This is a genomic window from Roseitalea sp. (assembly GCF_984466335.1).
Genome location: NZ_CFIFWG010000010.1, coordinates 1 through 23,287, shown reverse-complemented (window position 1 = coordinate 23,287; position 23,287 = coordinate 1). Strand labels below are relative to the sequence as shown.

The 23,287-nt window shown below is 67.0% G+C and carries 21 protein-coding genes; 17 read left to right on the top strand and 4 right to left on the bottom strand.

The annotated features are described in order from the left end of the window. Positions 1–90: 90 nt before the first annotated feature. From ccoN to ccoP, 4 genes are read left to right on the top strand one after another with little or no spacing between them, the layout of a single operon-like run. Positions 91–1,731 (top strand): cytochrome-c oxidase, cbb3-type subunit I, encoded by a 1,641-nt coding sequence (gene ccoN, locus AC5E6L_RS02015; RefSeq protein ID WP_491770921.1) that lies wholly within the window; start codon positions 91–93, stop codon positions 1,729–1,731. Positions 1,732–1,745: 14 nt separating this feature from the next. Continuing rightward, the gene (gene ccoO / locus AC5E6L_RS02010) at positions 1,746–2,477 is read left to right on the top strand and encodes a cytochrome-c oxidase, cbb3-type subunit II (protein ID WP_491229606.1); all 732 of its coding nucleotides are present in this window, start codon (positions 1,746–1,748) and stop codon (positions 2,475–2,477) included. Between the two features lie 9 nt (positions 2,478–2,486). Then, entirely contained in the window at positions 2,487–2,642 is a 156-nt protein-coding gene (locus AC5E6L_RS02005; protein WP_491229605.1) for a cbb3-type cytochrome c oxidase subunit 3, read from the top strand. Further along, complete coding sequence (gene ccoP, locus AC5E6L_RS02000; RefSeq protein WP_491229604.1) at positions 2,642–3,517, top strand: cytochrome-c oxidase, cbb3-type subunit III; 876 nt, start codon at positions 2,642–2,644, stop codon at positions 3,515–3,517. Before AC5E6L_RS02005 ends, ccoP begins: the two co-directional genes overlap by 1 nt. Before the next feature lie 37 nt (positions 3,518–3,554). Here ccoP and AC5E6L_RS01995 read toward each other — a convergent pair whose 3' ends face one another. Beyond that, positions 3,555–4,760, bottom strand: a complete 1,206-nt coding sequence (locus tag AC5E6L_RS01995; protein WP_491770918.1) for an MFS transporter — start codon at positions 4,758–4,760, stop codon at positions 3,555–3,557. A 235-nt stretch (positions 4,761–4,995) separates the two neighbouring features. On the opposite strand from AC5E6L_RS01995, the gene ccoG reads away from it, so the two are divergent. The 10 genes from ccoG to AC5E6L_RS01945 all read left to right on the top strand — a co-directional run bounded on the left by ccoG (position 4,996) and on the right by AC5E6L_RS01945 (position 18,091). Further along, positions 4,996–6,558: a cytochrome c oxidase accessory protein CcoG gene (gene ccoG, locus AC5E6L_RS01990; RefSeq protein WP_491229602.1), complete on the top strand. Its 1,563-nt coding sequence runs from the start codon at positions 4,996–4,998 to the stop codon at positions 6,556–6,558. Between the two features lie 2 nt (positions 6,559–6,560). Beyond that, positions 6,561–7,043 (top strand): FixH family protein, encoded by a 483-nt coding sequence (locus tag AC5E6L_RS01985; protein ID WP_491770916.1) that lies wholly within the window; start codon positions 6,561–6,563, stop codon positions 7,041–7,043. Then, a complete protein-coding gene (locus tag AC5E6L_RS01980) occupies positions 7,040–9,346 on the top strand; it encodes a heavy metal translocating P-type ATPase (protein WP_491770914.1) in 2,307 nt (768 codons plus the stop codon). The genes AC5E6L_RS01985 and AC5E6L_RS01980 overlap by 4 nt, the downstream gene beginning before the upstream one ends. After that, the gene (gene ccoS, locus AC5E6L_RS01975; RefSeq protein ID WP_491230965.1) at positions 9,343–9,486 is read left to right on the top strand and encodes a cbb3-type cytochrome oxidase assembly protein CcoS; all 144 of its coding nucleotides are present in this window, start codon (positions 9,343–9,345) and stop codon (positions 9,484–9,486) included. Before AC5E6L_RS01980 ends, ccoS begins: the two co-directional genes overlap by 4 nt. A gap of 100 nt (positions 9,487–9,586) precedes the next feature. After that, on the top strand, positions 9,587–10,918 hold the full coding sequence (gene aptA, locus AC5E6L_RS01970; RefSeq protein ID WP_491770912.1) for an omega-aminotransferase AptA: 1,332 nt from the start codon (positions 9,587–9,589) through the stop codon (positions 10,916–10,918). A 162-nt stretch (positions 10,919–11,080) separates the two neighbouring features. Then, entirely contained in the window at positions 11,081–12,673 is a 1,593-nt protein-coding gene (locus AC5E6L_RS01965; protein ID WP_491770910.1) for an ABC transporter substrate-binding protein, read from the top strand. A gap of 105 nt (positions 12,674–12,778) precedes the next feature. Further along, complete coding sequence (locus tag AC5E6L_RS01960; RefSeq protein WP_491770908.1) at positions 12,779–14,350, top strand: ABC transporter substrate-binding protein; 1,572 nt, start codon at positions 12,779–12,781, stop codon at positions 14,348–14,350. Positions 14,351–14,450: 100 nt separating this feature from the next. Beyond that, positions 14,451–15,431 (top strand): ABC transporter permease, encoded by a 981-nt coding sequence (locus tag AC5E6L_RS01955; RefSeq protein WP_491770906.1) that lies wholly within the window; start codon positions 14,451–14,453, stop codon positions 15,429–15,431. A gap of 1 nt (position 15,432) precedes the next feature. Further along, positions 15,433–16,347: an ABC transporter permease gene (locus tag AC5E6L_RS01950; protein ID WP_491770904.1), complete on the top strand. Its 915-nt coding sequence runs from the start codon at positions 15,433–15,435 to the stop codon at positions 16,345–16,347. A gap of 19 nt (positions 16,348–16,366) precedes the next feature. Next, positions 16,367–18,091, top strand: coding sequence for an ABC transporter ATP-binding protein (locus AC5E6L_RS01945; protein ID WP_491770902.1), 1,725 nt, complete (start codon positions 16,367–16,369; stop codon positions 18,089–18,091). Between the two features lie 31 nt (positions 18,092–18,122). Here the strand turns inward: AC5E6L_RS01945 and AC5E6L_RS01940 are convergent, their stop codons facing one another. After that, positions 18,123–19,121 (bottom strand): WD40 repeat domain-containing protein, encoded by a 999-nt coding sequence (locus AC5E6L_RS01940; RefSeq protein ID WP_491770900.1) that lies wholly within the window; start codon positions 19,119–19,121, stop codon positions 18,123–18,125. Continuing rightward, positions 19,118–20,119 carry a CobW family GTP-binding protein gene (locus AC5E6L_RS01935; protein ID WP_491229592.1) on the bottom strand — a complete coding sequence of 334 codons (1,002 nt, stop codon included), beginning with the start codon at positions 20,117–20,119 and terminating at the stop codon, positions 19,118–19,120. Before AC5E6L_RS01935 ends, AC5E6L_RS01940 begins: the two co-directional genes overlap by 4 nt. A 257-nt stretch (positions 20,120–20,376) precedes the next feature. On the opposite strand from AC5E6L_RS01935, the gene AC5E6L_RS01930 reads away from it, so the two are divergent. From AC5E6L_RS01930 to AC5E6L_RS01920, 3 genes are all read left to right on the top strand, one after another. Then, complete coding sequence (locus tag AC5E6L_RS01930) at positions 20,377–21,174, top strand: creatininase family protein (protein WP_491229593.1); 798 nt, start codon at positions 20,377–20,379, stop codon at positions 21,172–21,174. A 316-nt stretch (positions 21,175–21,490) separates the two neighbouring features. Further along, positions 21,491–21,673 carry a hypothetical protein gene (locus AC5E6L_RS01925; protein ID WP_491229595.1) on the top strand — a complete coding sequence of 61 codons (183 nt, stop codon included), beginning with the start codon at positions 21,491–21,493 and terminating at the stop codon, positions 21,671–21,673. 45 nt (positions 21,674–21,718) lie between these two features. Next, positions 21,719–22,186 carry an urease accessory protein UreE gene (locus AC5E6L_RS01920; protein WP_491229596.1) on the top strand — a complete coding sequence of 156 codons (468 nt, stop codon included), beginning with the start codon at positions 21,719–21,721 and terminating at the stop codon, positions 22,184–22,186. Positions 22,187–22,322: 136 nt separating this feature from the next. On the opposite strand, the gene AC5E6L_RS01915 is transcribed toward AC5E6L_RS01920, so the two are convergent. Next, on the bottom strand, positions 22,323–23,287 hold a 965-nt coding region (locus tag AC5E6L_RS01915), incomplete at its 5' end, for a 3'-5' exonuclease (RefSeq protein ID WP_491770897.1).

The window sequence follows — 23,287 nt, the reverse complement described above, 5'->3', positions numbered from 1 at the left end:
GGTGGGGCGACCCGGCTCGACCGGGCCGCAATTGCACGTCGGCGTGCGGACGCACGCCGACGTGCAGACGCAGTCGCGAGAGGATTTTCCATGAAACACGCAAGCTGGGTCGTGCTGCTCGGGGCCGGCGCCTTCCTGGCGCTGCTCGGCGCAGCGCTCGGCCAGGACCAACTGTTCAGGATTCACATGGCGATCCTGACCATCGTGCTGCTCGGCTCGACGGTGGTTATGTTGCGCATGATCGGGTTCGAGCCCGCCCCGGCCGCGCCCGTTGCAGCAAAAGGCGCCGATTCAGAAGCGCGCTACATGGATGGCGTCATCCGCTACGGGGCGATCGCCACCGTCTTCTGGGGCGTGGTCGGCTTTCTGGTCGGTGTCGTGGTCGCAGCGCAGCTCGCATGGCCGCAGCTCAACATCGAGCCCTGGTTCAATTTCGGTCGCATGCGGCCTCTGCACACCTCGGCGGTGATCTTCGCCTTCGGCGGCAACGCGCTCTTGGCCACCTCCTTCTACGTCGTCCAGCGCACCTGCCGGGCGCGTCTGTTCGGCGGCGATCTGGCCTGGTTCGTCTTCTGGGGCTACCAGCTCTTCATCGTGCTGGCGGCGACAGGCTACCTGCTCGGCATCACCGCCGGACGCGAATATGCCGAGCCCGAATGGTACGTGGACCTTTGGCTGACCGTCGTCTGGGTGGCCTATCTTCTGGTCTTCCTGGGCACGCTGATGAAGCGCAGGGAGCCGCACATCTATGTGGCCAACTGGTTCTATCTCGCCTTCATCGTCACCATCGCGATGCTGCACGTGGTCAACAACCTGTCCATGCCCGTATCGTTCCTGGGCGCCAAATCCTATTCGGCCTTTTCCGGCGTGCAGGACGCGCTGACCCAATGGTGGTACGGCCACAACGCGGTCGGCTTCTTCCTGACCGCGGGCTTTCTGGGCATGATGTACTATTTCGTGCCCAAGCAGGCGGACCGGCCGGTCTATTCCTACCGGCTGTCGATCATCCATTTCTGGGCGCTGATCTTCCTGTACATCTGGGCCGGCCCGCACCATCTGCACTACACCGCCCTGCCCGACTGGGCGCAGACCCTCGGGATGGTCTTCTCGATCATGCTGTGGATGCCTTCCTGGGGCGGCATGATCAACGGCCTGATGACGCTGTCGGGCGCCTGGGACAAGCTGCGCACCGACCCGATCCTGCGCATGATGGTGATCGCGGTCGCCTTTTACGGCATGAGCACCTTCGAGGGGCCGATGATGTCGATCAAGGCGGTCAACTCGCTCAGCCACTACACCGACTGGACCATCGGCCACGTCCATTCGGGCGCGCTCGGCTGGGTCGGCATGATCTCGTTCGGCGCGATCTACTTCCTGGTGCCGAAGCTTTGGGGCCGCCAGCGGCTCTATTCGCTGCGCATGGTCAACTGGCACTTCTGGCTCGCGACCCTGGGCATCGTGGTCTACGCCGCCGTGATGTGGGTCGCCGGCATCCAGCAGGGCCTGATGTGGCGCGAGTACAACGATCAGGGCTTCCTGGTCTTCTCCTTCGCCGAATCGGTCGCCGCCATGCACCCCTACTATGTGCTGCGCACGCTGGGCGGCGTGCTCTACCTGGCCGGCGGCCTGATCATGGCGTTCAACATCTACATGACGGTCCGCGGCCATCAGCGCGACGAGATCGAGATGGGCGAGGAAGCACCCCGGCCCATCGCGGCTCCGGCCGAGTAAGGAGGCTTTGAACGATGGCTCTCATCGACAGACACAAGATCCTCGAAAAGAACGCGACGCTCCTTCTGGTCTCGTCCCTGGTGGTCGTCTCGATCGGCGGCATCGTCGAGATCGCGCCGCTGTTCTACCTGGAGAACACGATCGAGAAGGTGGAGGGGATGCGCCCCTATTCGCCGCTGGAACTGGCCGGGCGCAACATCTATATCCGCGAGGGCTGCTATGTGTGCCATTCGCAGATGATCCGGCCCTTCCGCGACGAGGTCGAGCGCTACGGCCACTATTCGCTCGCCGCCGAGAGCATGTACGACCACCCCTTCCAGTGGGGATCGAAACGCACCGGCCCGGATCTGGCCCGCGTCGGCGGCCGCTATTCCAACGAATGGCACGTCCAGCACATGATCGACCCGCAATCGGTCGTGCCCGAATCGATCATGCCGTCCTATGCGTTCCTGGCGAGCACCGATCTGAGGATCGAGAACGTCTCGGGCCACCTGATCGCCAACCGGCGCGTCGGCGTGCCCTACACGGACGAGATGGTCGACAACGCCGAAGCGGATCTCTTCGCCCAGGCCGACAATGACGCCGACTGGTCGGGCATCGAGGAGCGCTATCCCAAGGCCGTCCTGGGCGACTTCGACGGCGACCCGTCCCGGCTGACCGAGATGGACGCGCTGGTGGCCTACCTTCAGATGCTCGGCACGCTGGTCGACTTCACCGTCTACGAACCCGAAGCCAACTTCCGATAGGGAACGACCATGGACACCTATTCCGTCATGCGCACCTTCGCCGACAGTTGGGGCCTTGTCTATCTGATGGCGATCTTCCTGTTCGTCATCGTCTGGATCTTCCGTCCCGGCTCCCAGAAGCACATCGACGATGCCGCTCAAATCCCCTTCAAGGAGGATCGGTAATGGCCGGTGACAGCAAGGACATCGATACCGTCTCCGGCATCGAGACGACCGGCCATGAATGGGACGGCATCAAGGAGTTGAACAACCCCCTGCCCCGCTGGTGGCTGTGGACCTTCTACGCCAGCATCGTCTGGGCGATCGGCTACACGATCCTCTATCCGGCCTGGCCCGGCATCACCGGCGCCACGACCGGCATTCTGGGCTGGACCTCGCGCGGCCAATTGGCCGAGGACATGCAGCGCGCCCAGCAGGCGCAGTCGGTCTATCTGGAACGCATCGCCGCCGCCGACATAGGCGACATCGCGGCCGATCCAGAGCTTGTCCAGTTCGCCGTCGCCGGCGGCTCGTCCGCCTTCAAGGTCTATTGCGTGCAGTGCCACGGCTCGGGCGCGCAGGGCGGCGAAGGCTATCCGAACCTCAACGACGATGACTGGATCTGGGGCGGCACGATCGGCGAGATCGCCTGGACGATCCGCCACGGCGTGCGCCACGATGCGGATTTCGACACAAGGTTCAGCGACATGCCGGCCTATGGCCGCGACCAACTGCTCGATCGCGACCAGATCTCCGACGTCGCCTGGTATGTGCGCCAATTGTCGGGACAGGAGTTCGACGCGGCGGCCGCAGCGCGCGGCGCCGAGACGTTCGAAGTCGAATGCTCGGCCTGCCACGGCCTCGACGGTGGCGGTCTGCCCGAGCTTGGCGGTCCGCGCCTGAACGACACGATCTGGATCTATGGCGGCAGCCACGCGCAGATCGTCGCCCAAATCGCCAACCCCCAGATGGGGGTGATGCCGGCCTGGGGCGAACGGCTCGGCGAGGCGACGGTCAGGCAACTGGCCGTCTATGTGCACCAGCTCGGCGGAGGCCGATAGCCGCCGCGCTGCAACATCATCAACATCCGGCAAACCGTCAGGCGGTCGCCTGATCCGCCTGGGCGGGCCGCGCGGCGGCAATGCGCGGATGGGTCCAGCAGAAGACGGCCAGGAGCGCCAGCACGGCGACTGCGGCGGCGTAGGGCACGGCCGGCGCGAGTTGGTAGAGCGCGGTCCCCGCTATCGGCCCGATGACGGCGCCGGCCGCGTTGGCCGAACCGGTCAGGCCCGCCACCGCGCCCTGCTCGCCGGGATCCACCATCAGGGTCACGGCCGCCTGGAAGCCGGGAAAGATCAGACCGGCGCCCAGGCCCATAACGGAAAACGCCGCAAGAACGGCCCACGCGGCGGGCGCGGCCAGCAGCACCGCAAAGCCGGCCGCCATCACCGGCAGGCCGAGGCGCAACAGGCGCGACGGCGCCCATTTCATGCGCGGTATGAGCACCCCCTGCACCAGGACCAGCACGATCCCCACGACAAGGAAGGCGATGGCGCCGAAGCGGGCGACCTGGGCAACCGATTGCCCCAGGCGATCGATCAGGAAAAAGCCGATCGAGACCTGGATCAGCGACACGAGCATCACCGCCACGGAGCCGATCAGCAGGAAGGGCCAGATCCGGCCGTCCCACGGCCGCAGCCCGTTTCGCGTTCCGTCGACTTGCCGTCCGGGCGCAGCGGGCATCAGAGCCAGGACCGCCAGCGCCGTCGCCAGAACCAGGGCGGCCCCGGCATAGAACGGCACAAGCAGGCCGAACGCGACCAGCAACGCGGCGATGGCGGGACCGGCGATAAGCCCCATTGCATTGGCCGCGCCGATCATCGCCATGCCGCCTGCGCGATGCTCGGCATCGGTCGTATCGGCCACATAGGCCTGCGCGGCCACCGGGGCGGCCGCGATCAGAAGGCCGATCGGCATCCGCGCCAGGACGAGCGCGGCAAAAAGGGCGGGGCCGGCCAGAAGGCCGCGCACGCCCAGATCGAGGACGAGGGCAAAACCGAACAGCGAAAACGCGGCGCCGAAAAGACCGATCAGGAAAACCGGCTTGCGCCCCCATCGCTCGCTCATTGCACCCCAGAACGGGCTTGCAAGCGCCATGAGCAACGCCGACAGGGAGATCAGCACGCCCGCCTGCACCTCGGTCAAGCCGACCTGTCTGGCCAGGGGCGGAAAGACGGGCAAGGCCGCCATCAACGCCGACCAGGCGGCGAACAGGCCGATCAGCACAAAGGGAGAGACGCGCATCACTTTTCTGCAAATGAGAACTATGAGCAAATAACAAAAATGACTGGCTTTGTCAATTTTCGCGGCGCCGGCGCGCCGGCGATCGACGCCGATCCTTGACAAGCTGTCGCACCGGCCGCCCGGCCGTTCTTGACCCAAATCAACGACCCGGACTGGCCGTCCATCTACATGTTTCGGTACTGCCGCAGGGCGCGTGCGCCCGCCCGTGCCTTGCAAGCCCGAAAAGAGGCGCCAAGTGTTGGACCAGACCGCCGTCGAAAAGCTTGACGTTGACGCCGTCAACAAAGGCGCCAAGCAGAAGGGCCAGCCGCTCTACGCCGCCCAGCAGAAGGTCTACCCAAAGCGCGCCGAGGGTTTCTACCGCCACCTCAAATGGATCATCATGGCGGTGACGCTCGGGATCTACTATCTGACGCCCTGGCTGCGTTGGGATCGCGGACCGCACGCCCCCGATCAGGCGGTCCTGATCGATTTCGCCGGCCGGCGCTTCTACTTCTTCTTCGTTGAAATCTGGCCGCAGGAGTTCATCTTCGTCGCCGGCCTTCTGGTGATGGCCGGGATCGGCCTGTTCCTGATCACCTCGGTCGTCGGCCGCGCCTGGTGCGGCTACACCTGCCCGCAGACGGTCTGGACCGACCTGTTCCTGGTCGTCGAGCGCTTCTTCGAGGGCGACCGCAACGCCCGCATCAGGCTCGACAAGGCGCCCTGGACCGGCGCCAAGATCGCAAGGAAGGCGGCCAAGCACGCGGTCTGGCTGGCCATCGCGGTCGCCACGGGCGGCGCATGGATCTTCTATTTCGCCGACGCGCCCACGCTGGCCTACGATTTCGCCGCCGGCCAGGCGCCCTTCGCCGCCTATGCCACCGTCGCGGTGCTGACCGCCACGACCTACCTGCTGGGCGCCATCATGCGCGAGCAGGTGTGCATCTACATGTGCCCCTGGCCGCGCATCCAGGCGGCCATGCTCGACGAGAACTCGCTGGTCGTCACCTACAATGACTGGCGCGGCGAGCCGCGCATGCGCGGCCAGAAGAAAGCCAGGGCGCAGGGCCTCGTTCCCGGCGACTGCGTGGACTGCAACGCCTGCGTCGCCGTCTGCCCGACCGGCATCGACATTCGCGACGGCCAGCAGCTCGAATGCATCACCTGCGCGCTGTGCATCGATGCCTGCGATGCGGTGATGGACAAGGTCGGCCATGAGCGCGGCCTGATCTCCTATGCCACCCTCGCCGACTACAACCACAATATGCGCGTTGCCATGGGCGGCGGGAACACCGGCGTGATCGATCCGGGCAATGTCCGCGACGAGGGCGGCGCGTTCGTCGACGCGGTCCGCAGCTTCCGCTGGCGCGAGATGCTGCGCACGCGCACGATCGTCTATTTCAGCGTATGGGGGCTGATCGGCCTTGCCCTGCTCGTCGCGCTGGGCATGCGCGACCGCCTTGAGGTCAATGTCCAGCACGACCGCAACCCGGTCTTCACGCAACTGTCCGACGGCTCGATCCGCAACGGCTACACGGTCAAGATCCTCAACATGGTCGCCGAGCCGCGCACCTTCACGCTGACGCTGGACGGCCTGCCGGGCGGGGTCATGCGCATCAACGGCATCGAGGGCGGGCCCGCAGCCAGCTTCGCCATCCCCGTCGAGCCCGACAGGGTGCGCCCGCTGCGCGTCTTCGTTTCGCAACCGCCCGATATGGTCCGGCCGGGCTCGGCCCCGTTCACCTTCACCGTCGAGGAAGCCGTGTCCGGCGAGACCGACGTCTACAACGCCAAGTTCGAAGCACCGGAGAACTGATCATGTTGCAGCGCATCTTCGCGCCCAAGGCGTTCACCGGCTGGCACATGCTGGCCATCATGGTCGGATGGTTCGGCATCGTCATCGCCGTGAACCTGTTCATGGCGTGGAACGCCACATCGAGCTGGACGGGTCTGGTGGTCAAGAACTCCTATGTGGCCAGCCAGCGGTTCAACGAGGTCACCGCCGAAAAGCGCCGGCAGCTCGCCATGGGCTGGAAGGCGACACCGTCCTATGCCGACGGCGTGCTGACGCTCGATCTGCGCGACGTCGGCCGGGCCCCGATCGCCGACGCCATCGTCACCGCCAGGCTGGGCCGACCCTCCTACGACGCGCAGGATCACACGGTTCAGTTCGCCGAGCGCGCGCCCGGCCTCTATGCCGGCGCGACCCGGCTGGCCGGCGGCGTCTGGAACGCCGACGTCACGGTGACCGACACGGGCGGCGCCGTCTGGACACGCACGCTGAGGCTCACCGTCAGATGAGCTGCTGCGGGGGCAGCATCGCCGCCGACGGGGCCGAAAGCGCCAGGACCGCGCAGGACTTCGCGCGCGCCGAGGAACTGCTGCATGCCGGACGCGCGCGCGGCGACGGCCTTGTCGAATATGTGTTCTCGGTGCCCGACATCCGTTGCGGGGCCTGCATCTCGACGATCGAGCGCGCCATCGGACCGATGCACGGCGTCCGGTATGCGCGGGTCAACCTCTCCCTCAAGCGCCTCGCCGTCCATATCGACCCGAACGAGACCGGCCCGATGGAGGTGGCCGGCGCGCTCGCCACGCTCGGCTTTCCCCCGCAGCCGGTCGACCTGGGCGATCTTGGCGATCTGGAGCGCAAGCGTGCCGATTCCGAACTGCTCAAGTCGCTCGCCGTGGCCGGCTTCGCCTCGGCGAACATCATGCTGCTGTCGGTTTCGGTCTGGTCCGGCGCGGACGGCGCGACGCGCGACCTGTTCCACCTGATCTCGGCGCTGATCGCGATCCCCGCCGTCGCCTATGCCGGCCGGGTCTTCTTCCGCTCGGCCTGGGGCGCGCTGTCGGCCGGCCGCGTCAACATGGACGTGCCGATCGCGCTGGCGATCACGCTGGCGACGGCCATGAGCCTGTTCGAGGCGCTCAATGGCGGCGCCAAGACCTATTTCGAGGCGGCCACCATGCTGCTCTTCTTCCTGCTGATCGGCCGCTATCTCGACCAGAGGATGCGCGAGCGCGCGCGCACCGCCGTCGTCCAGCTTTCGCGGCTTTCGGCCAAAGGCGCCAACGTGCTGATCGAAGGCGGCGAAACGCGCTACCTGCCGCTCGACGAGATCGAGCCGGCCATGACGGTGCGCGTCTTCGCCGGCGAGCGCGTGCCCGTCGACGGCACGGTGCTGGCCGGCCGGTCGGACGTCGACCGCTCGCTGGTGTCGGGCGAGAGCCTGCCGGTGACGGCGGCGGCGGGAACGCCGCTCGAAGCGGGCGCTCTGAACCTGACCGGCGTGCTCGATCTCAAGGTGACCAACGCGGCCGACCGCTCGTTCCTCGCCGAGGTGCGCGCGATGATGCAGGCCGCCGAGAACGGGCGCGGCGCCTATGTGCGCGCCGCCGACCGCGCCGCCCGGCTCTACGCGCCCTTCGTGCATTCGCTGGCGGCGATCGCCTTCGCGCTGTGGATGGTGATCACCGGCGGCGACTGGCACACCGCGCTCTATATCGCCATCGCGCTTTTGATCATCACCTGCCCCTGCGCGCTCGGCCTCGCCGTGCCGGTCGTCCATGTCATCGGCGCAAGCCGCCTGTTCGAGAACGGCATCCTGATGAAGGACGGCGCAGCGCTCGAACGGCTGGCCGAGGTCGACACGATCGTCTTCGACAAGACCGGCACGCTGACCACCGGCACGCCGACCGTCACCGCCTGCGCCATCGATGCGCCGGGCGACGTCCGCATCGCCCGCGCCCTTGCCGCCTCGTCCGGCCATCCCGCCTCGCGCGCGCTGCTGACCCACCTGGACAAGGACGCGATGGCGCGCGGCACCGATATCGCCGAACATCCCGGTCTTGGGGTCGAGGGCGTCTTCGCCGGCCGCCGCGCGCGCCTGGGCCGCGCCGGCTGGGTGGCCGAGATCGCCGATGACGGGGCGACCGGCGGCGGCGTCCGGGGCCTCGCCTTCGGCGTCGAGGGCGGCCCGCTTCTGGCCGTCGCGCTGGGCGAACGGCTGCGCGAGGGCGCCGCGGCGGCCGTCGGCGCGCTGCAACGGGCCGGGCTCGCCACGCGGATCGTGTCGGGCGATGCGCCCGGCCCGGTCGCGCGCATCGCCACGGCGCTCGGCATCAACCAATGGCATGCCGAACAATCCCCCACCGACAAGATCGCCCATGTGCGGTCGCTCACCGCCCGCGGCGACAAGGTCCTGTTCGTCGGCGACGGCATCAACGATGCGCCGGCGCTCGCCGCCGGCCATGTGTCGATGGCGCCCTCGTCCGGTTCCGACGTCGGCCGCACGGCGGCCGACTTCGTCTTCACCCGCGACACTCTGGAAGCGGTCGCTGCCGCGCGCGGCATCGCCCTGCGCGCGCAGGTCCTGGTCCGGCAGAACTTCGCGCTCGCCGCCCTTTACAATGTGATCGCCGTGCCGATCGCCATGGCCGGCATGGTCACGCCGCTGGTCGCCGCCATCGCCATGTCGGCCTCGTCCATCGTCGTCGTCCTGAACTCGATGCGGCTGACGCGTGGGGCGCCGACCGGCGCGGCCGCGCCCCGCGCCGCGATCCACCCTGGCGCGCGCCGGCTTGAGACCGCCGAACAATGACGCTTTTGTCCGTGCTCATCCCGATCGCGCTGTTCCTGGGCCTTCTGGGCCTGGGCGCGTTCCTGTGGAGCCTGAACGCGGGCCAGTACGAGGATCTCGACGGCGCCGCCGCGCGCATCCTCGAAGACGACGAGGATTGACCGCGACCCCGCTTGACCGCATGCGCGGGCGGGCCTAGCGTTCCGGGGAACCGTTCCGGGCGGCGTCAGCGCCGCCCTGCCCTTTTCAGAAGGACTGGCCATGCTCGATACGCCCGCTTCGCGCCCCAACGATCTCAGCGCCTACTGGATGCCCTTTACGGCCAACCGCCAGTTCAAGAGCGCCCCGCGCATGATCACCGGCGCGGACGGCATGCACTACCTCACCGACGACGGCCGCAAGGTGCTCGACGCCATCGCCGGGCTCTGGTGCGTCAATGCGGGCCACAACCGGCCCAGGATCGTCGAGGCGATCCAGACCCAGGCCGCCACGCTCGACTATGCGCCCTCCTTCCAGATGGCCCATCCCAAGGCGTTCGAGCTGGCCTCGCGTCTGGCGGCGCTTTCGCCCGAAGGGCTCGACCACGTCTTCTTCACCAATTCGGGCTCGGGGTCGGTCGAGACCGCGCTCAAGATGGCGCTCGCCTACCACCGGGTGCGGGGCGATGGCGGCCGCTTCCGCCTGATCGGCCGCGAGCGCGGCTATCACGGCGTCAATTTCGGCGGCATCTCGGTGGGCGGCATCGTCGCCAACCGCAAGATGTTCGGCACGCTCCTGGCCGGCGTCGACCATATGCGCCACACGCACGACCTGACGCGCAACGCGTTCACGCGCGGCGAGCCCGAGCACGGCATCGAATGGGCCGACGATCTTCTGCGCATCGCCCAGTTGCACGATCCGTCCACGATCGCCGCCGTCATCGTCGAGCCGGTCGCCGGGTCCGCCGGCGTGCTGCTGCCGCCCAAGGGCTACCTGCGACGCCTGCGCGAGATCTGCGACGAGCACGGCATCCTGCTCATCTTCGACGAGGTGATCACCGGCTTCGGGCGCCTGGGCACCCATTTCGGCGCCGACTTCTTCGGCGTCACGCCCGACCTGATGACCACCGCCAAGGGCCTGACCAACGGCACGGTGCCGATGGGCGCGGTGTTCGCCTCGAACGACATCCACGACGCGTTCATGACCGGCCACGACCACATGATCGAGTTCTTCCACGGCTACACCTACTCGGCCCACCCGCTCGCCTGCGCCGCAGCGCTCGGCACGCTCGACACCTATGCCGAGGAAGGGCTTTTGACGCGCGGGGCCGAACTGGCCGATTACTGGGCCGACGCGATCCATTCGCTCAGGGGCCTGCCGCACGTGATCGACACGCGCAATCTGGGGCTGATCGGCGCGGTCGAGCTGGAGCCGATCGCCGGCCAGCCGACCAAGCGGGCCTTCTCGGCGTTCCTGGACGCCTATCACAACCATGATCTTCTGATCCGCACGACCGGCGACATCATCGCGTTTTCGCCGCCGCTGATCATCGGCAAGGATCATATCGACCAGATCGTCGACCGCATGACCAAGGTCATCAAGGCGCTGGAGTGAAGGCGCCGCCCCTTCCGGCAGGTGGCGGTGGCGCGGGCCAAGATATTCTTGACCGTATGGTCAAATCGGATTGATTTTTCGCTGGATTTGCGCGAACCGCTCTGTCTAGACTTTTGCTTCATGCGCCTGTGAGACATGGGCAACAAAATCAGGGAGAAATCCATGCACGTCAAAACGAAACTCATCGGCGCCATGCTGACGGCCGCACTGCTTGCGGGAACCGGCATGATGGCAAGCGCCGAAACGCTGCGATGGTCGAGCGTGGGCGACTCGCTCACGCTCGACCCCCACGCCCAGAACGAAGGGCCGACGCACACGCTCTCCCACCAGATCTACGAGCCGCTCCTGCATCGCGACATGGCCGCCGACATCGTGCCCGCGCTCGCGACCGACTGGGCGGTCAGCGCGGACGATCCCAATGTCTGGGTGTTCAACCTGCGCCAGGGCGTGACCTTCCACGATGGCGCCGCCTTCACCGCCGAGGACGTGGTGTTCTCCATCGAGCGCGCCAAGATGGACGATTCGGACATGAAGGAGCTTCTGGTCTCCATCACCGAGGTGCGCGCGGTCGACGAGCACACCGTCGAAATGGTCACCGATGGGCCGAACCCGCTGCTGCCCAACAATCTGACCAACACCTTCATGATGGACAAGGGCTGGGCCGAGGCCAACGGCGTCACCAGGCCGCAGGATTTCGAGGGCGGCGAGGAAACATTCGCGGTCCGCAACGCCAACGGCACCGGCGCGTTCCGTCTCGTCAGCCGCGAGCCCGACACCCGCACCGTGCTTGTCGCCAACGAGGACTATTGGGGCATCGGCACGTTCCCGCTGGAGGTCACCGAGATCATCCACACGCCGATCCAGAACGCGGCGACCCGCGTGGCGGCGTTGCTGTCGGGCGAAGTGGACTTCATCCAGGACGTTCCGGTGCAGGATCTGGAGCGCGTTGCCGCCCAGGACGGTCTGGTCGTCCGCATGACGCCGCAGAACCGCACCATCTTCCTGGGCATCAATGTCGGCGACGGCGATCTCGTCAACGACAATGTCGAGGGCGCCAACCCGTTCGCCGAGCTGCGCGTGCGCCAGGCGATGAACCTGGCCATCAACCGCGAAGCGATCCAGCAGGTCGTCATGCGCGGCCAGTCGACGCCGACCGGCGTGATCGTGCCGCCCTTCGTCAACGGCTGGACCGAGGCGCTCGACGCCTATCCGCAGCCCGACATCGACGCCGCCCGGGCGCTGATGGAAGAAGCCGGTTACGGCGAGGGCTTCGAGGTGACGCTGCACTGCCCGAACGACCGCTACATCAATGACGAGGCGATCTGCCAGGCCGTGGTCGGCATGATGGGCCAGATCGGCATCGACGTGAACCTGGTCGCCCAGAGCCGGAGCCTGCACTTCCCGCTCATCGCAAACTGGGAGACCGACTTCTACCTGCTCGGCTGGGGCGTTCCGACCTTCGACAGCGAATACAACTTCAATTTCCTCGTGCACACGCGCACCGATGACCGGGGCTCTTGGAACGGCACGCGCTATTCAAACCCGGATGTCGACGCCAAGATCCAGTCGCTGGGCTCGCAGACCGATCTTGAGGTCCGCAACGCGACCATTGCCGAGATCTGGAACACCATGCAGGAAGACGTCATCTACCTGGCGCTGCACCACCAGGTGCTGAACTGGGGCATGAGGGAGAACATCGACTTCCCGACCCAGCCGGAGAACCAGCCGCATTTCAAATATCTGACGTTCAACTAAGCGTGACCGGACGGTGAGCCGGCAAGGGTTGGGGGGCTGACGCCCCCGGCCTATTGTGGCCGGCCAGCGGGCATTCGACAGGAATGGCCCGCAAGGGGAAACGCAATGAAGACGCTGACACTGACGCTGGCGGGCGCCCTGCTCGCCACAGCCGGCATAGCCCATGCCGAAACCTTCAAATGGGCCTCGGCCACCGATCCGCAGACCATGGATCCGCATGCGGTCAACTCGGCCCCGGTCCTGGGCTTTCTCAACAATGTCTATGAGGGTTTGGTGCGCCTGAGCCGGGATGTCACGCTGGAACCCGCGCTGGCGACCTCGTGGGAGCCGATCGGCGACGGCCAGGGGTGGCGCTTCAACCTGCGCCAGGGCGTCACCTTTCACGACGGATCGGCGTTCACCGCACGGGACGTCGTCTTCTCCTATGAGCGCGCCTCTTCCGAACAAGCCGATACCCGCTCCTGGTTCGCGCCGGTCTCCGAGGTCGTCATGGTCGACGAGTACACCGTCGATATCATGACGAGCGCGCCCAACCCCGTCCTTCCCGAAAGCATCGCCAACTGGATGATGATGGACTCCGGCTGGGCGGCGGCCAACGACGCCGAGCGGCCCGACAAGGAGGAGGGGAATTTCGCCACGCTCAACGCCAACGGCACCGGCGCCTTCCGCCTGGTCGAGCGCCAGCCCGGCCTGATGACCGCGCTCGAACCGTTCGACGACTGGTGGGGCGAGGCGGAGCACAACATCACCCGCGCCGAGTTTACGCCGGTGCAAAACCCGGCGACGCGCGTGGCGGCGCTTGTGTCGGGTGAACTCGACATGATCGAGCCGGTGCCGATCCAGGACGCCGATCGCGTCGATGAGCGCGACGGCATCCGCGTCATCCGCGGCGTTGAATCGCGCGTCATCATGCTCGGCTTCGCGCACGAGGCGGACGTGCTCAAATACACCGCGCAGGCGGGTGCGCCCAACCCGTTCCGGGACGTCCGCGTCCGCCGGGCCGTCGCCCAGGCGGTCGATGTCGAGGCGATCCTGCAAACCATCATGCGCGGCAATGCAGAGCCTGTCAGCCAGCTTGTCACGCCGGCGATGCGCGGCTTTTCCCGCGCCAATGCCGCGCGCCCGGCCTTCGATCCCGACGCGGCGCGCGCGCTTCTGGCGGAGGCGGGCTATCGGGACGGTTTCTCCTTCGGCCTCAAATGCCCCAACAATCGCTATCTGAGCGATGAAGCCGTATGCCAGGCCGTGGTCTCCATGCTCGCCCGGGTCGGCATCACCGCCGAGCTCGACGCCATGCCCGTCCAGAACTACTGGCCGGAACTGCGCGCCGACAATTTCGACATGTATCTGCTCGGCTGGTCGCCGGGCGGCGCCTTCGATCACGAGCACCCGGTCCGCTTCCTCGCCTCGACGCCCAATGAGGAAAAGCGCCTGGGAAGCTGGAACTTCGGCGGTTACTCCAATGGGCGGATCGACGCGCTTCTGCCGATGATCCAGTCGGAGATCGACGAGGACGATCGCCAGGCGATGCTCGACGAGGTGACCGCGCTCTATCAGGCCGAACATGCCTATGTGCCGCTTTATGTCCAGCCGCTGGTCTGGGGCGCGCGGGACGGCATCGCGCTCACCCAGCGCCCCGACAATTTCTTCATCCTGCGCTGGGTGACGGTGGAGTGATGTGCGCGCCGTCGCACGTGAAAGGTCATATAGGCGCCGTCATTGCGGGGCCGCGCGGCGGAACCCGGAATGACGCCGGACGGATGGATCGTTAAACCCCATGCTCGCATTCATCATCAGACGGGTCCTGCAATCGGTCGTCGTCCTGCTGGTCGTCGGGTTCGTCGCCTTCTCCCTGTTCCGCTTCGTCGGCGATCCGGTCGACAATCTGCTCGGGCAGGAGCGCACCATCGAGGACATTGAACGGCTGCGCGCGGAACTGGGCCTCGACCGGCCCTTCCCCGTCCAGTATTTCAACTTCCTCGCCGGCGTCGCCCAGGGCAATTTCGGCGTCTCGTTCCGCCAGGGGCGCCCCGTCGCCGACATCCTTGTCGAACGCACGCCCGCGACGCTGGAACTGGCCTTCGTCTCGGCGCTCTTTGCCATCGTCCTTGGCGTGACGCTCGGCGTCTACACGGCGATCCGGCGCGAGGGCTGGCTGTCGAATCTCATCATGACATCCTCGCTCATAGGGGTATCGCTGCCCACCTTCCTCATCGGCATATTGCTGATCTATGTCTTTGCCGTCGAACTGGGATGGCTGCCCAGTTTCGGGCGCGGCGAAACGGTGCGGATCGGCTGGTGGACGACCGGCCTTGTGACCGAATCCGGCCTCAAGGCCATCATCCTGCCGGCGATCACGCTGGGGCTCTACCAGATGACGCTGATCATGCGGCTGGTGCGCGCCGAGATGCTGGAGGTGCTGCGCTCCGACTACGTCAAGTTCGCCCGCGCGCGCGGCCTGTCGCAACGCTCGGTCTATTTCCGCCACGCGCTCAAGAACACGCTGGTGCCAGTGATCACCATCACCGGATTGCAGCTCGGCTCGATCATCGCCTTCGCGATCATCACCGAGACCGTCTTCCAGTGGCCCGGCGTCGGCCTCTTGTTCATCAACTCGATCCAGTTCGTCGACATTCCGGTCATGGCGTCCTACCTGATGCTGATCTCGGTGATGTTCGTCGTCATCAACCTGATCGTCGATCTTCTCTATTTCGCGATCGACCCGCGCCTGTCGGCCGGCCGCGCGGGAGGCGAGTGACATGGAGGCCGTCAAGCGCGCGCTCGATTCCGACCTTGCCTACCGGTTCCGCAAGTCGCCGGTCGCCATGGTCGCCGCCTGTGTCGTCGTCCTTTTGATCGGCGGGGCGGTCTTTGCGCCCCTGCTCACCACGCAGAACCCGTTCGACCCCGCCTCGCTCAACCTGATGAACGGCTTTTCCGAACCGATGCAGCCGAACCGGTTCACCGGCGAGACTTTCCTGCTTGGCACCGACGACCAAGGCCGCGACGTGTTCGCGACCATCCTTTACGGCATGCGCATCTCGCTGTTCGTCGGCTTTTCGGCGGTCATCTTCGCCATGGTGCTGGGTGTCACGCTGGGGCTGATCTCGGGCTATGTCGGCGGTCGCACCGACACCGTCATCATGCGCATCGCCGATGTGCAGCTCACCTTCCCGGCGATCCTGGTCGCGCTTTTGATCTTCGGCATCGCCAAGGGGATCACGCCGGTGGGCCGGCGCGACGAGGTGGCGATCTGGGTGCTGATCATCGCCATCGGCCTGTCCGAATGGGTGCAGTTCGCCCGCGTGGTGCGCGGGGCGACGCTTGTCGAAAAGGGCAAGGAGTATGTCCAGGCCGCCCGGCTGATCGGCCGTTCGCCGCTCGCCATCATGGTGCGGCACATCCTGCCCAACACGCTCTCGCCGGTGCTCGTCATCGCCACCATCTCGCTGGCGCTGGCGATCATCGCCGAAGCCACCCTTTCGTTCCTGGGCGTCGGCGCGCCGCCCACCCAGCCCTCGCTGGGCACGCTGATCCGCATCGGCCAGGAGTTCCTCTTCTCGGGCGAATGGTGGATCTTGTTCTTCCCGGCGCTGACGCTGCTGGCCCTTGCCCTGTCGGTCAATCTTCTGGGCGACTGGCTGCGCGACGCGCTCAACCCGAAATTGCAGTGACCGGCGATGCGATGAAACAATGATTGCAAGCGAACCATCGAGATCGCCCCTTCTTTCCATTCGCGATCTGACCGTCCAGTTCCCGACGCGCCGCGAGCCCTTCACGGCGGTCCGCGACGCCGCGCTGACCGTCCAGCCGGGCCAGATCCACGGCCTCGTCGGCGAAAGCGGGGCGGGCAAGTCGACCGTTGGCGCGGCCGTCATGGGCCTTCTGGAAGGGCGCGGCCGCATCACCGGCGGGACGATCGATCTGGAGGGCGACCGGATCTCGGGCACCGACGAGGCGGCCATGCGCGCCATACGCGGCCGGCGCGTGTCGATGATCTTCCAGGACCCGCTGACCTCGCTCAACCCGCTTTTCACCGTCGGCGAGCAGCTCGTCGAGACGATCGCCACCCATCTCGACCTTGGCGGCGGCGCCGCCCGAAGGCGCGCCGTCGAACTGCTCGACCGCGTCGGCATCCCCAGCCCCGAAACCCGCATCGACCAGTATCCGCACCAGTTCTCCGGCGGCATGCGCCAGCGCGTCGTCATCGCGCTCGCCCTTTGCTCGGAGCCCGAGGTGATCATCGCCGACGAGCCGACGACGGCGCTCGACGTTTCCATCCAGGCGCAGATCCTCGATCTGATCAAGGACCTGGCCGTCGAGCGACAGGTGGGCGTCATCCTGATCACCCACGATATGGGCGTGATCGCCGAGACGACCGACCGGGTGACGGTGATGTATGCCGGCGAGGTGGTCGAGACCGGGCCGACGTCCGAAGTGCTCGGCAACCCGCGGCACGACTATACAAAAAGCCTGATCGCCGCCGTCCCGCGCGCCGACAGGAAGATCGGCCGTTTTCCGCAGATTTCCTATGGCGGCCGTGAAACGCGCTTCCGCATCGAGGATCTGGCCCGGAACTGGCCAAGGCGGCCGGCGCCGGAGGGCCCGCTGCTCCAGGTCAGGCAGATTTCCAAGACGTTCGTCGAGCGCGGCTCGCTGATCCCCTCGCGGCGCCGCCATTTCACCGCCGTCGACCGGGTCAGCTTCGAGATACGGCCCGGCGAGGTGTTCGGGCTGGTCGGCGAAAGCGGCTCGGGCAAGTCGACCATCGCGCGGATGATCGCCAAGCTCTATGCGACCGATGGCGGCGATATCGTCTTCGACGACATCACCGTCTCAAGGGCCTCGGCGGCGCAGATGACGCGCTACCGGCGGCAGATCCAGATGATCTTCCAGGACCCGTTTTCCTCGCTCAATCCGCGCCACCGGGTCGGTGCCATCGTCGCCGAGCCGGCGCTGCACATGGGCGTCATTCCAAAGAACGAGATCAAGGACCGCGTGGGGGAACTGCTCGACCGCATCGGCATCGGCGCGGATGCGGGCGACAAATATCCACACCAGTTCTCCGGAGGCCAGCGCCAGCGCATCGCCATCGCGCGCGCCCTTGCCACCCAGCCGCGCTTTCTGATCTGCGACGAGCCGACCAGCGCGCTCGACGTCTCGATCCAGGCCCAGATCCTCAACATATTGAAGGACCTTCAGGAACATCTCGGCCTGACCATGCTGTTCATCAGCCACGACCTGCCCGTCGTCCGCCACATGTGCGACCGCATCGGCGTGCTGAAGGGGGGAAAGCTGGTCGAGGTGGCCGAGGCCGACACGCTGTTCGAGGCGCCGCGGCACGCCTATACCAAGGAACTGCTGTCGCTCATGCCCAGGACGGACCTTCTGACCGACCAGGAACTGGCGGCAGAGTAGCCAATCACACCGTCGCGGTTGCACAGCGGCACTACGGCTTGCCCAGATCGGCCAGCCCCGCAACGCCGCGCTCGCGCGTGAAGCCGAGCCAGCGCCCGTCCGGCGAGAAGGACAGGGAATTGACCTGGCCGGCCTCGTGCTCGGCGGCAACGGGCATGAACCGTTGCGATTTGCGGTCGAACAGCGTCACCGAACCGTCCACATGGCCGATGGCGATCTGCTGGCTGCGGGGCCGCGCGGCGACGGTGCGCGACAAAAGGCTTTGCTCGGGCGCGAAGACGCCGGCCTGCTGGCCGATCGGCCCGTCCCCGCCAAGAAACGGCCAGAGGACGAGCGCCTCGGCGCCGGCGGTCGCCAGATAGCGCCCGTCCGCGGTCCAGTCGAACGAAACCGGCTTGGCCGGATAGCCGCCCATGCGCCCATGCTTTTCCTCGGGCCTGTCGAGCCGCCACACATGCAGCGCGTTCTCCAGCATGGCCGTGACGCAGAAACGGCCGTCCGGCGAGAAGCCGATCGCATTGTGCGCGCCCTGCCAGTTCAGCATCACGGTCTCGGAGGGCCTTGACGGGCGCACCAGGAACGCGCCGCCATAGACCGCAGCGCCCAGCCACTTGCCGTCGGGCGAAAAGGCCAGATCGCCGACCGACGAGGGCGCGGTCGCCTCGGCGGGCGCATCGGCGCCCCTGGCCAGAAGGAACATCGTCTTGCCCGCCGACCAGGCGACAGCCCCGCGTGGCGAGCAGGCCACCGTGTCGACCCATTTGCGCCCGGCATGCAGCGTCTCGGGCTCGCCATCGGGCCGGATGCGGATCGCCCTGCCATCGTCGCCCGCCGTGACGATGGCCCCCGATTTGGCGTCGGTCGCCACCGCGAGGATCGCCCCCTCGTGCAGCTTGCGCGCGGCGACCGCGCCGTCAAGGGCGCAGACATGGATGCGGCCGTCGCCGTCGGCCACCGCATAGGCGTCGCCCGCAAAGCCGCCGCCGGTCAGCGGCACGCCGACCTCAAGCGCCCTGAGCGTCACGCTCATGCGCGCAGGGGCCGCCGCGCGCGGCACTTTTCGAACCCGTCCTCGATCACGTCGCGCGGCAGGTTGCGGCCGATGAACACCATGCGGCTGAGGCGCGGCTCGCCACCGCGCCACGGCCGGTCGTGATCGCCTTCGAGCATCATGTGCACGGCCTGCGCCACATAGCGCCTGGGATCGTCCTCAAACGCCACGATGCCCTTCATGCGCAAAAGGTCGATGCCGAATTCCTGCGTGATCGTCTGCACCCAGGGGAAGAATTTCTCCGGATCGAGCGGGTCCTCGGCGACCAGCGAGAAGGACGCGACATGCGCGTCATGACGGTCCGCGTCATGATGGTGATCGTCATGGTCCGGAAAGTCCGGCGCGTTTTCAAGGATGCGGTCCAGATCGAAGGCGCGCCGGCCGAGGATCGCATCGAGCGGCACGGCGCAGCGCTCGGTGCGCACGATGGTCGCCGTCGGGTTGATGCGGCTTATGCGGTCTTCGACGGCCGCCAGATCGTCCCCGGAGACGAGATCGGTCTTGTTGAGAAGGACGATGTCGCCGAAGGCGATCTGCTGCTGCGCCTCGGGCGCGCGGCCGAGTTCGTCCGTCAGGTGCTTCGCATCGGCCACGGTGACGATCGCATCGAGCCGGGTACGGGCCGCAATGTCCTCGTCCACGAAGAAGGTCTGCGCCACCGGCGCGGGATCGGCCAGGCCGGTGGTTTCGACGAGAATGCCGTCGAACCGGCCGGCCCGCTTCATCAGCCCGCCCAGGATGCGGATCAGATCGCCGCGCACCGTGCAGCAGATGCAGCCATTGTTCATCTCGAACACTTCCTCGTCGGCGTCGACGACGAGGTCGTTGTCGATGCCCACCTCGCCGAACTCATTGACGATGACGGCATATTTCCTGCCGTGGTCCTCGGTCAGGATGCGGTTGAGCAGCGTCGTCTTGCCGGCGCCCAGATAGCCGGTCAGCACGGTGACGGGCGTCTTGTCGGTTGCCATGTCCATGAAAGCCATCCCTTGCCCGGCGGCGAAACGTCAAGGCGCAGATGTGCGCCGATCGCAGCGCCATTGCAAGCCCGGCCCGCAAGGCGCCCATCCGGCGCCGCAGCGCACCTTGCCAACGCCGCGCGCATTTGCATGATCGCGGACCGACGCGATCACGGACCCCGCACCATGCCCATGCACAGCACGCCGGACGGCACGTCCCCGCCCTTGGCCGGATATGGCCGAGCCGGCAAAGCGCGGCCGGCGGGAGACACGCCATGACCCGCAAGCTCTGGTGGGGCGATTTCACCGCCCGGCAGTTCGAGGGTCTCGACCCGGAGGCGACGATCGCCGTCCTGCCGGTCGCGGCGACCGAACAGCATGGCCCCCACCTGCCCGTTTCCACCGACCATGCGATCATGGAAGGCATGCTCGAAACGGCCTTCCCGCTCATCGCCGACGATCTGGACGCGCGCTTCCTGCCGATCCAGCATGTCGGCAAGTCCGACGAGCATATCCGCGTGCCCGGCACGCTGACCGTCGACGCAGGGACGCTGATCGACCATTGGTGCGATCTGGGCGATTCGGTCGCCCGCGCCGGCATCAAGAAGCTCGTCATCGTCAATGCGCATGGCGGCAACGAGGAGGTCACGGGCATCGTCGCCCGCAAGATGCGCGTGCGCCACGATATGCTCGCCGTGAAGACAAGCTGGATGCGCTTCGGCCTGCCCGAAGGGCTCTTCTCCGACACCGAACGCCGGTTCGGCATCCATGGCGGCGATGTCGAGACCTCGCTGATGCTGCACTTCAGGCCCGGAACGGTCGACATGCAAAAAGCGCGCGACTTTGCCTCGCGCACGGCCGAAGCGCGGGCACGCTTCACCCATATCGCACCGCAATCCCCCCATGGCTGGGCCTGGATCGCCACCGACCTCAACGACGAGGGCGTTGTCGGCGAGGCCGCCCGGGCCAGCGCCGAAAAGGGCGCGGCGACCGCCGCCCATCAGGCGCGCGGGTTCGTCGAACTGCTCGCCGAGATGCGCCGCGCGCGCCTTGGGGACTGGCTGCGCGGCTGAGCGCGGATCGGGCAGCGGATCGGGCATGTGCCGCCCCAAATTTCACCATCGCGGAAGCGCCCGGCGGCCTTCCCCGCCGCCGCCCAGGGCTGGAACCGCAAGGCGCCCGCGGAGGGCGGTATCGCCTATGAGGCGTTTGCGGATATATGCCCCTTCACAATCGATCAGGTTCCGGACGAGACCTTCCTGCCCAACGCGGCCTGATACCCCATAACCACTGCGAAACCATGCATTTCACGCATGGCAGGCCTGCAATCCCGGCACTTGTTGCAGTGCAGCAAGGCGCCTACCTTCTCACCGTCGAAAGGAAAAGGCCATGCCACGCCCAAACACCCGCTCGTTTCTGCGACCCGTCGGACGCTTCATGCACGATGCGGCCGTCTGCCTGGATTTCGCCCGCCGTGCCAGTGAGATCGCGCACACGCCCGAAAGCGTGTTCGAGGCCCGCGGCACGTCGCGCGACAAGGTGCTGCGCGCCCTGCTCGACAGCAGCCGATAGCGAATTGCATGGCCATGAGCGCCGAAACGGTGTTCATTGGCCGACATGAAAAACGCTTCCCTGCCGGCCTGCACCAGGGTCGTCCGCGACCATGCCGGTTCGGCCGGCACGATCACGCTGGACGAAACCGCCCGCTATCGCCGTCAGATCAAGATGATCTCCGACCAGGGCGTCGCCTTCCTGCTCGATCTGCCCCAGGCGCGGCTCCTGCGCCATGGCGATGGGCTGGTGCTGCACGACGGCCGCGTGATCGAGGTGCGCGCCCGACCCGAGGCGTTGATCGAGGTGCGCGGGCGTGACCGGCGCCACCTTCTCACCATCGCCTGGCAAATCGGCAACCGGCATCTGGCCGCCCAGATCGAGCCGCACCGCATCCTGATCCGGCGCGACCATGTGATGGCCAAAATGCTCAGGAGCCTTGGCGCGTCGATCACCGACGTCGAGGAACCGTTCAACCCCGAGGCCGGCGCCTATGGCCATCCCGGTCATGGCCGCCACCACCACCATGGCTGACGCCAGCGCCCTCATGCGGCTTTGCCTATTTGGCCGACCTTGAACGATACGCCCAAACCATCGATCAGGGCGCGGCCTTCATCGACGCCGGGGCGCCTGGTTCGATGACGGCGCCCTGCGGCCAGCCGACCGGGCCCTATCCGTAGGCGGCCTGGCGCCGCCGGATCGCCGTCTGCGCTTGGGAAACGCGCAGCGCATCGCCCAGCGTGCCGATGCCGCTCGCCTCCAGAAGGCGCGTCAGCTTGACGAAGATATGGGCCGTTGCGACCGCATCGCCGCGCGCGGTGTGCCGGCTCTCCTCGGGGATCGTGACGTTGAAGCGCCGCGCCAGCGCATCGAGCGTCAGTTCACCTTCGGCGCCCTGCAACCAGGCCGCGAGCAGCACCGTGTCCAGAACCACATTGTCGAACCGGATGGCGGCGGCCTTCTCGCCCTTGGCGAGGAACGCCATGTCGAACGCCGCATTGTGGGCGACCAGCACCTGATCCCGGACGAAACCGTGGAAGCGCTTGAGCGCGGCGCCCACGGGCGGCGCCTCGGCGACCATCGCATCGGTGATGCGGTGGATGCTGGTCGAGGCCGGCGGGATCGTGCGGCCCGGATTGACGTAGAGGTCGAAGATCTCGCCGGTCAGCACGCGGCCGTTGACGATGCGGGCGCCGGCGATCGAGACGATCTCGTCGCCGCGGCGCGGATCGAGCCCGGTCATCTCGCAATCGAACGCCACCGCGTGGAGCCGCGACAGCGGCATGTCGAGCAGGTTCCTTGGCGAATCGCGCTCGAACAGGTCGAAATCGTAGAATTCCGGCCGGGCGCCCGAAGGCGCCGCCCGGCTGCCGCGGGCCCGCCGCGCGGTCGTGTTGACGGGAAAATCGATCGCGATGGCCCCTTCGTCGATCCCGGCCGTCGCCCGGTGGCATTCCAGGATGGAATGGCCGGACAAAAAGGCGGTGCCCGGTTCGGCGTTCTCGGCGAGCCGCGCATCGAGCCAGGCCCGGTCGGGAAGCGGACCCTTGACGCCGATGCGGATCGTGCGGGCGTTGCCGGCGCCGCTGGCGGCGAGCGTGAGCCCGGTCACGCCGGACCGGTGCGCCAACGCGT

What these genes read in the sequence shown, in the direction of transcription:
- AC5E6L_RS01930 (WP_491229593.1), top strand. Translation starts at nt 20,377, where the DNA reads ATGACCCGCAAGCTCTGGTGGGGCGATTTCACCGCCCGGCAGTTCGAG.
- AC5E6L_RS01965 (WP_491770910.1), top strand. Translation starts at nt 11,081, where the DNA reads ATGCACGTCAAAACGAAACTCATCGGCGCCATGCTGACGGCCGCACTG.
- AC5E6L_RS01960 (WP_491770908.1), top strand. Translation starts at nt 12,779, where the DNA reads ATGAAGACGCTGACACTGACGCTGGCGGGCGCCCTGCTCGCCACAGCC.
- AC5E6L_RS01985 (WP_491770916.1), top strand. Translation starts at nt 6,561, where the DNA reads ATGTTGCAGCGCATCTTCGCGCCCAAGGCGTTCACCGGCTGGCACATG.
- aptA (WP_491770912.1), top strand. Translation starts at nt 9,587, where the DNA reads ATGCTCGATACGCCCGCTTCGCGCCCCAACGATCTCAGCGCCTACTGG.
- ccoP (WP_491229604.1), top strand. Translation starts at nt 2,642, where the DNA reads ATGGCCGGTGACAGCAAGGACATCGATACCGTCTCCGGCATCGAGACG.
- ccoO (WP_491229606.1), top strand. Translation starts at nt 1,746, where the DNA reads ATGGCTCTCATCGACAGACACAAGATCCTCGAAAAGAACGCGACGCTC.
- AC5E6L_RS01925 (WP_491229595.1), top strand. Translation starts at nt 21,491, where the DNA reads ATGCCACGCCCAAACACCCGCTCGTTTCTGCGACCCGTCGGACGCTTC.
- ccoS (WP_491230965.1), top strand. Translation starts at nt 9,343, where the DNA reads ATGACGCTTTTGTCCGTGCTCATCCCGATCGCGCTGTTCCTGGGCCTT.
- AC5E6L_RS01955 (WP_491770906.1), top strand. Translation starts at nt 14,451, where the DNA reads ATGCTCGCATTCATCATCAGACGGGTCCTGCAATCGGTCGTCGTCCTG.
- AC5E6L_RS01920 (WP_491229596.1), top strand. Translation starts at nt 21,719, where the DNA reads ATGAAAAACGCTTCCCTGCCGGCCTGCACCAGGGTCGTCCGCGACCAT.
- AC5E6L_RS02005 (WP_491229605.1), top strand. Translation starts at nt 2,487, where the DNA reads ATGGACACCTATTCCGTCATGCGCACCTTCGCCGACAGTTGGGGCCTT.
- AC5E6L_RS01980 (WP_491770914.1), top strand. Translation starts at nt 7,040, where the DNA reads ATGAGCTGCTGCGGGGGCAGCATCGCCGCCGACGGGGCCGAAAGCGCC.
- AC5E6L_RS01995 (WP_491770918.1), bottom strand. Translation starts at nt 4,760, where the DNA reads ATGCGCGTCTCTCCCTTTGTGCTGATCGGCCTGTTCGCCGCCTGGTCG.
- ccoN (WP_491770921.1), top strand. Translation starts at nt 91, where the DNA reads ATGAAACACGCAAGCTGGGTCGTGCTGCTCGGGGCCGGCGCCTTCCTG.
- AC5E6L_RS01945 (WP_491770902.1), top strand. Translation starts at nt 16,367, where the DNA reads ATGATTGCAAGCGAACCATCGAGATCGCCCCTTCTTTCCATTCGCGAT.
- AC5E6L_RS01940 (WP_491770900.1), bottom strand. Translation starts at nt 19,121, where the DNA reads ATGAGCGTGACGCTCAGGGCGCTTGAGGTCGGCGTGCCGCTGACCGGC.
- AC5E6L_RS01935 (WP_491229592.1), bottom strand. Translation starts at nt 20,119, where the DNA reads ATGGACATGGCAACCGACAAGACGCCCGTCACCGTGCTGACCGGCTAT.
- AC5E6L_RS01950 (WP_491770904.1), top strand. Translation starts at nt 15,433, where the DNA reads ATGGAGGCCGTCAAGCGCGCGCTCGATTCCGACCTTGCCTACCGGTTC.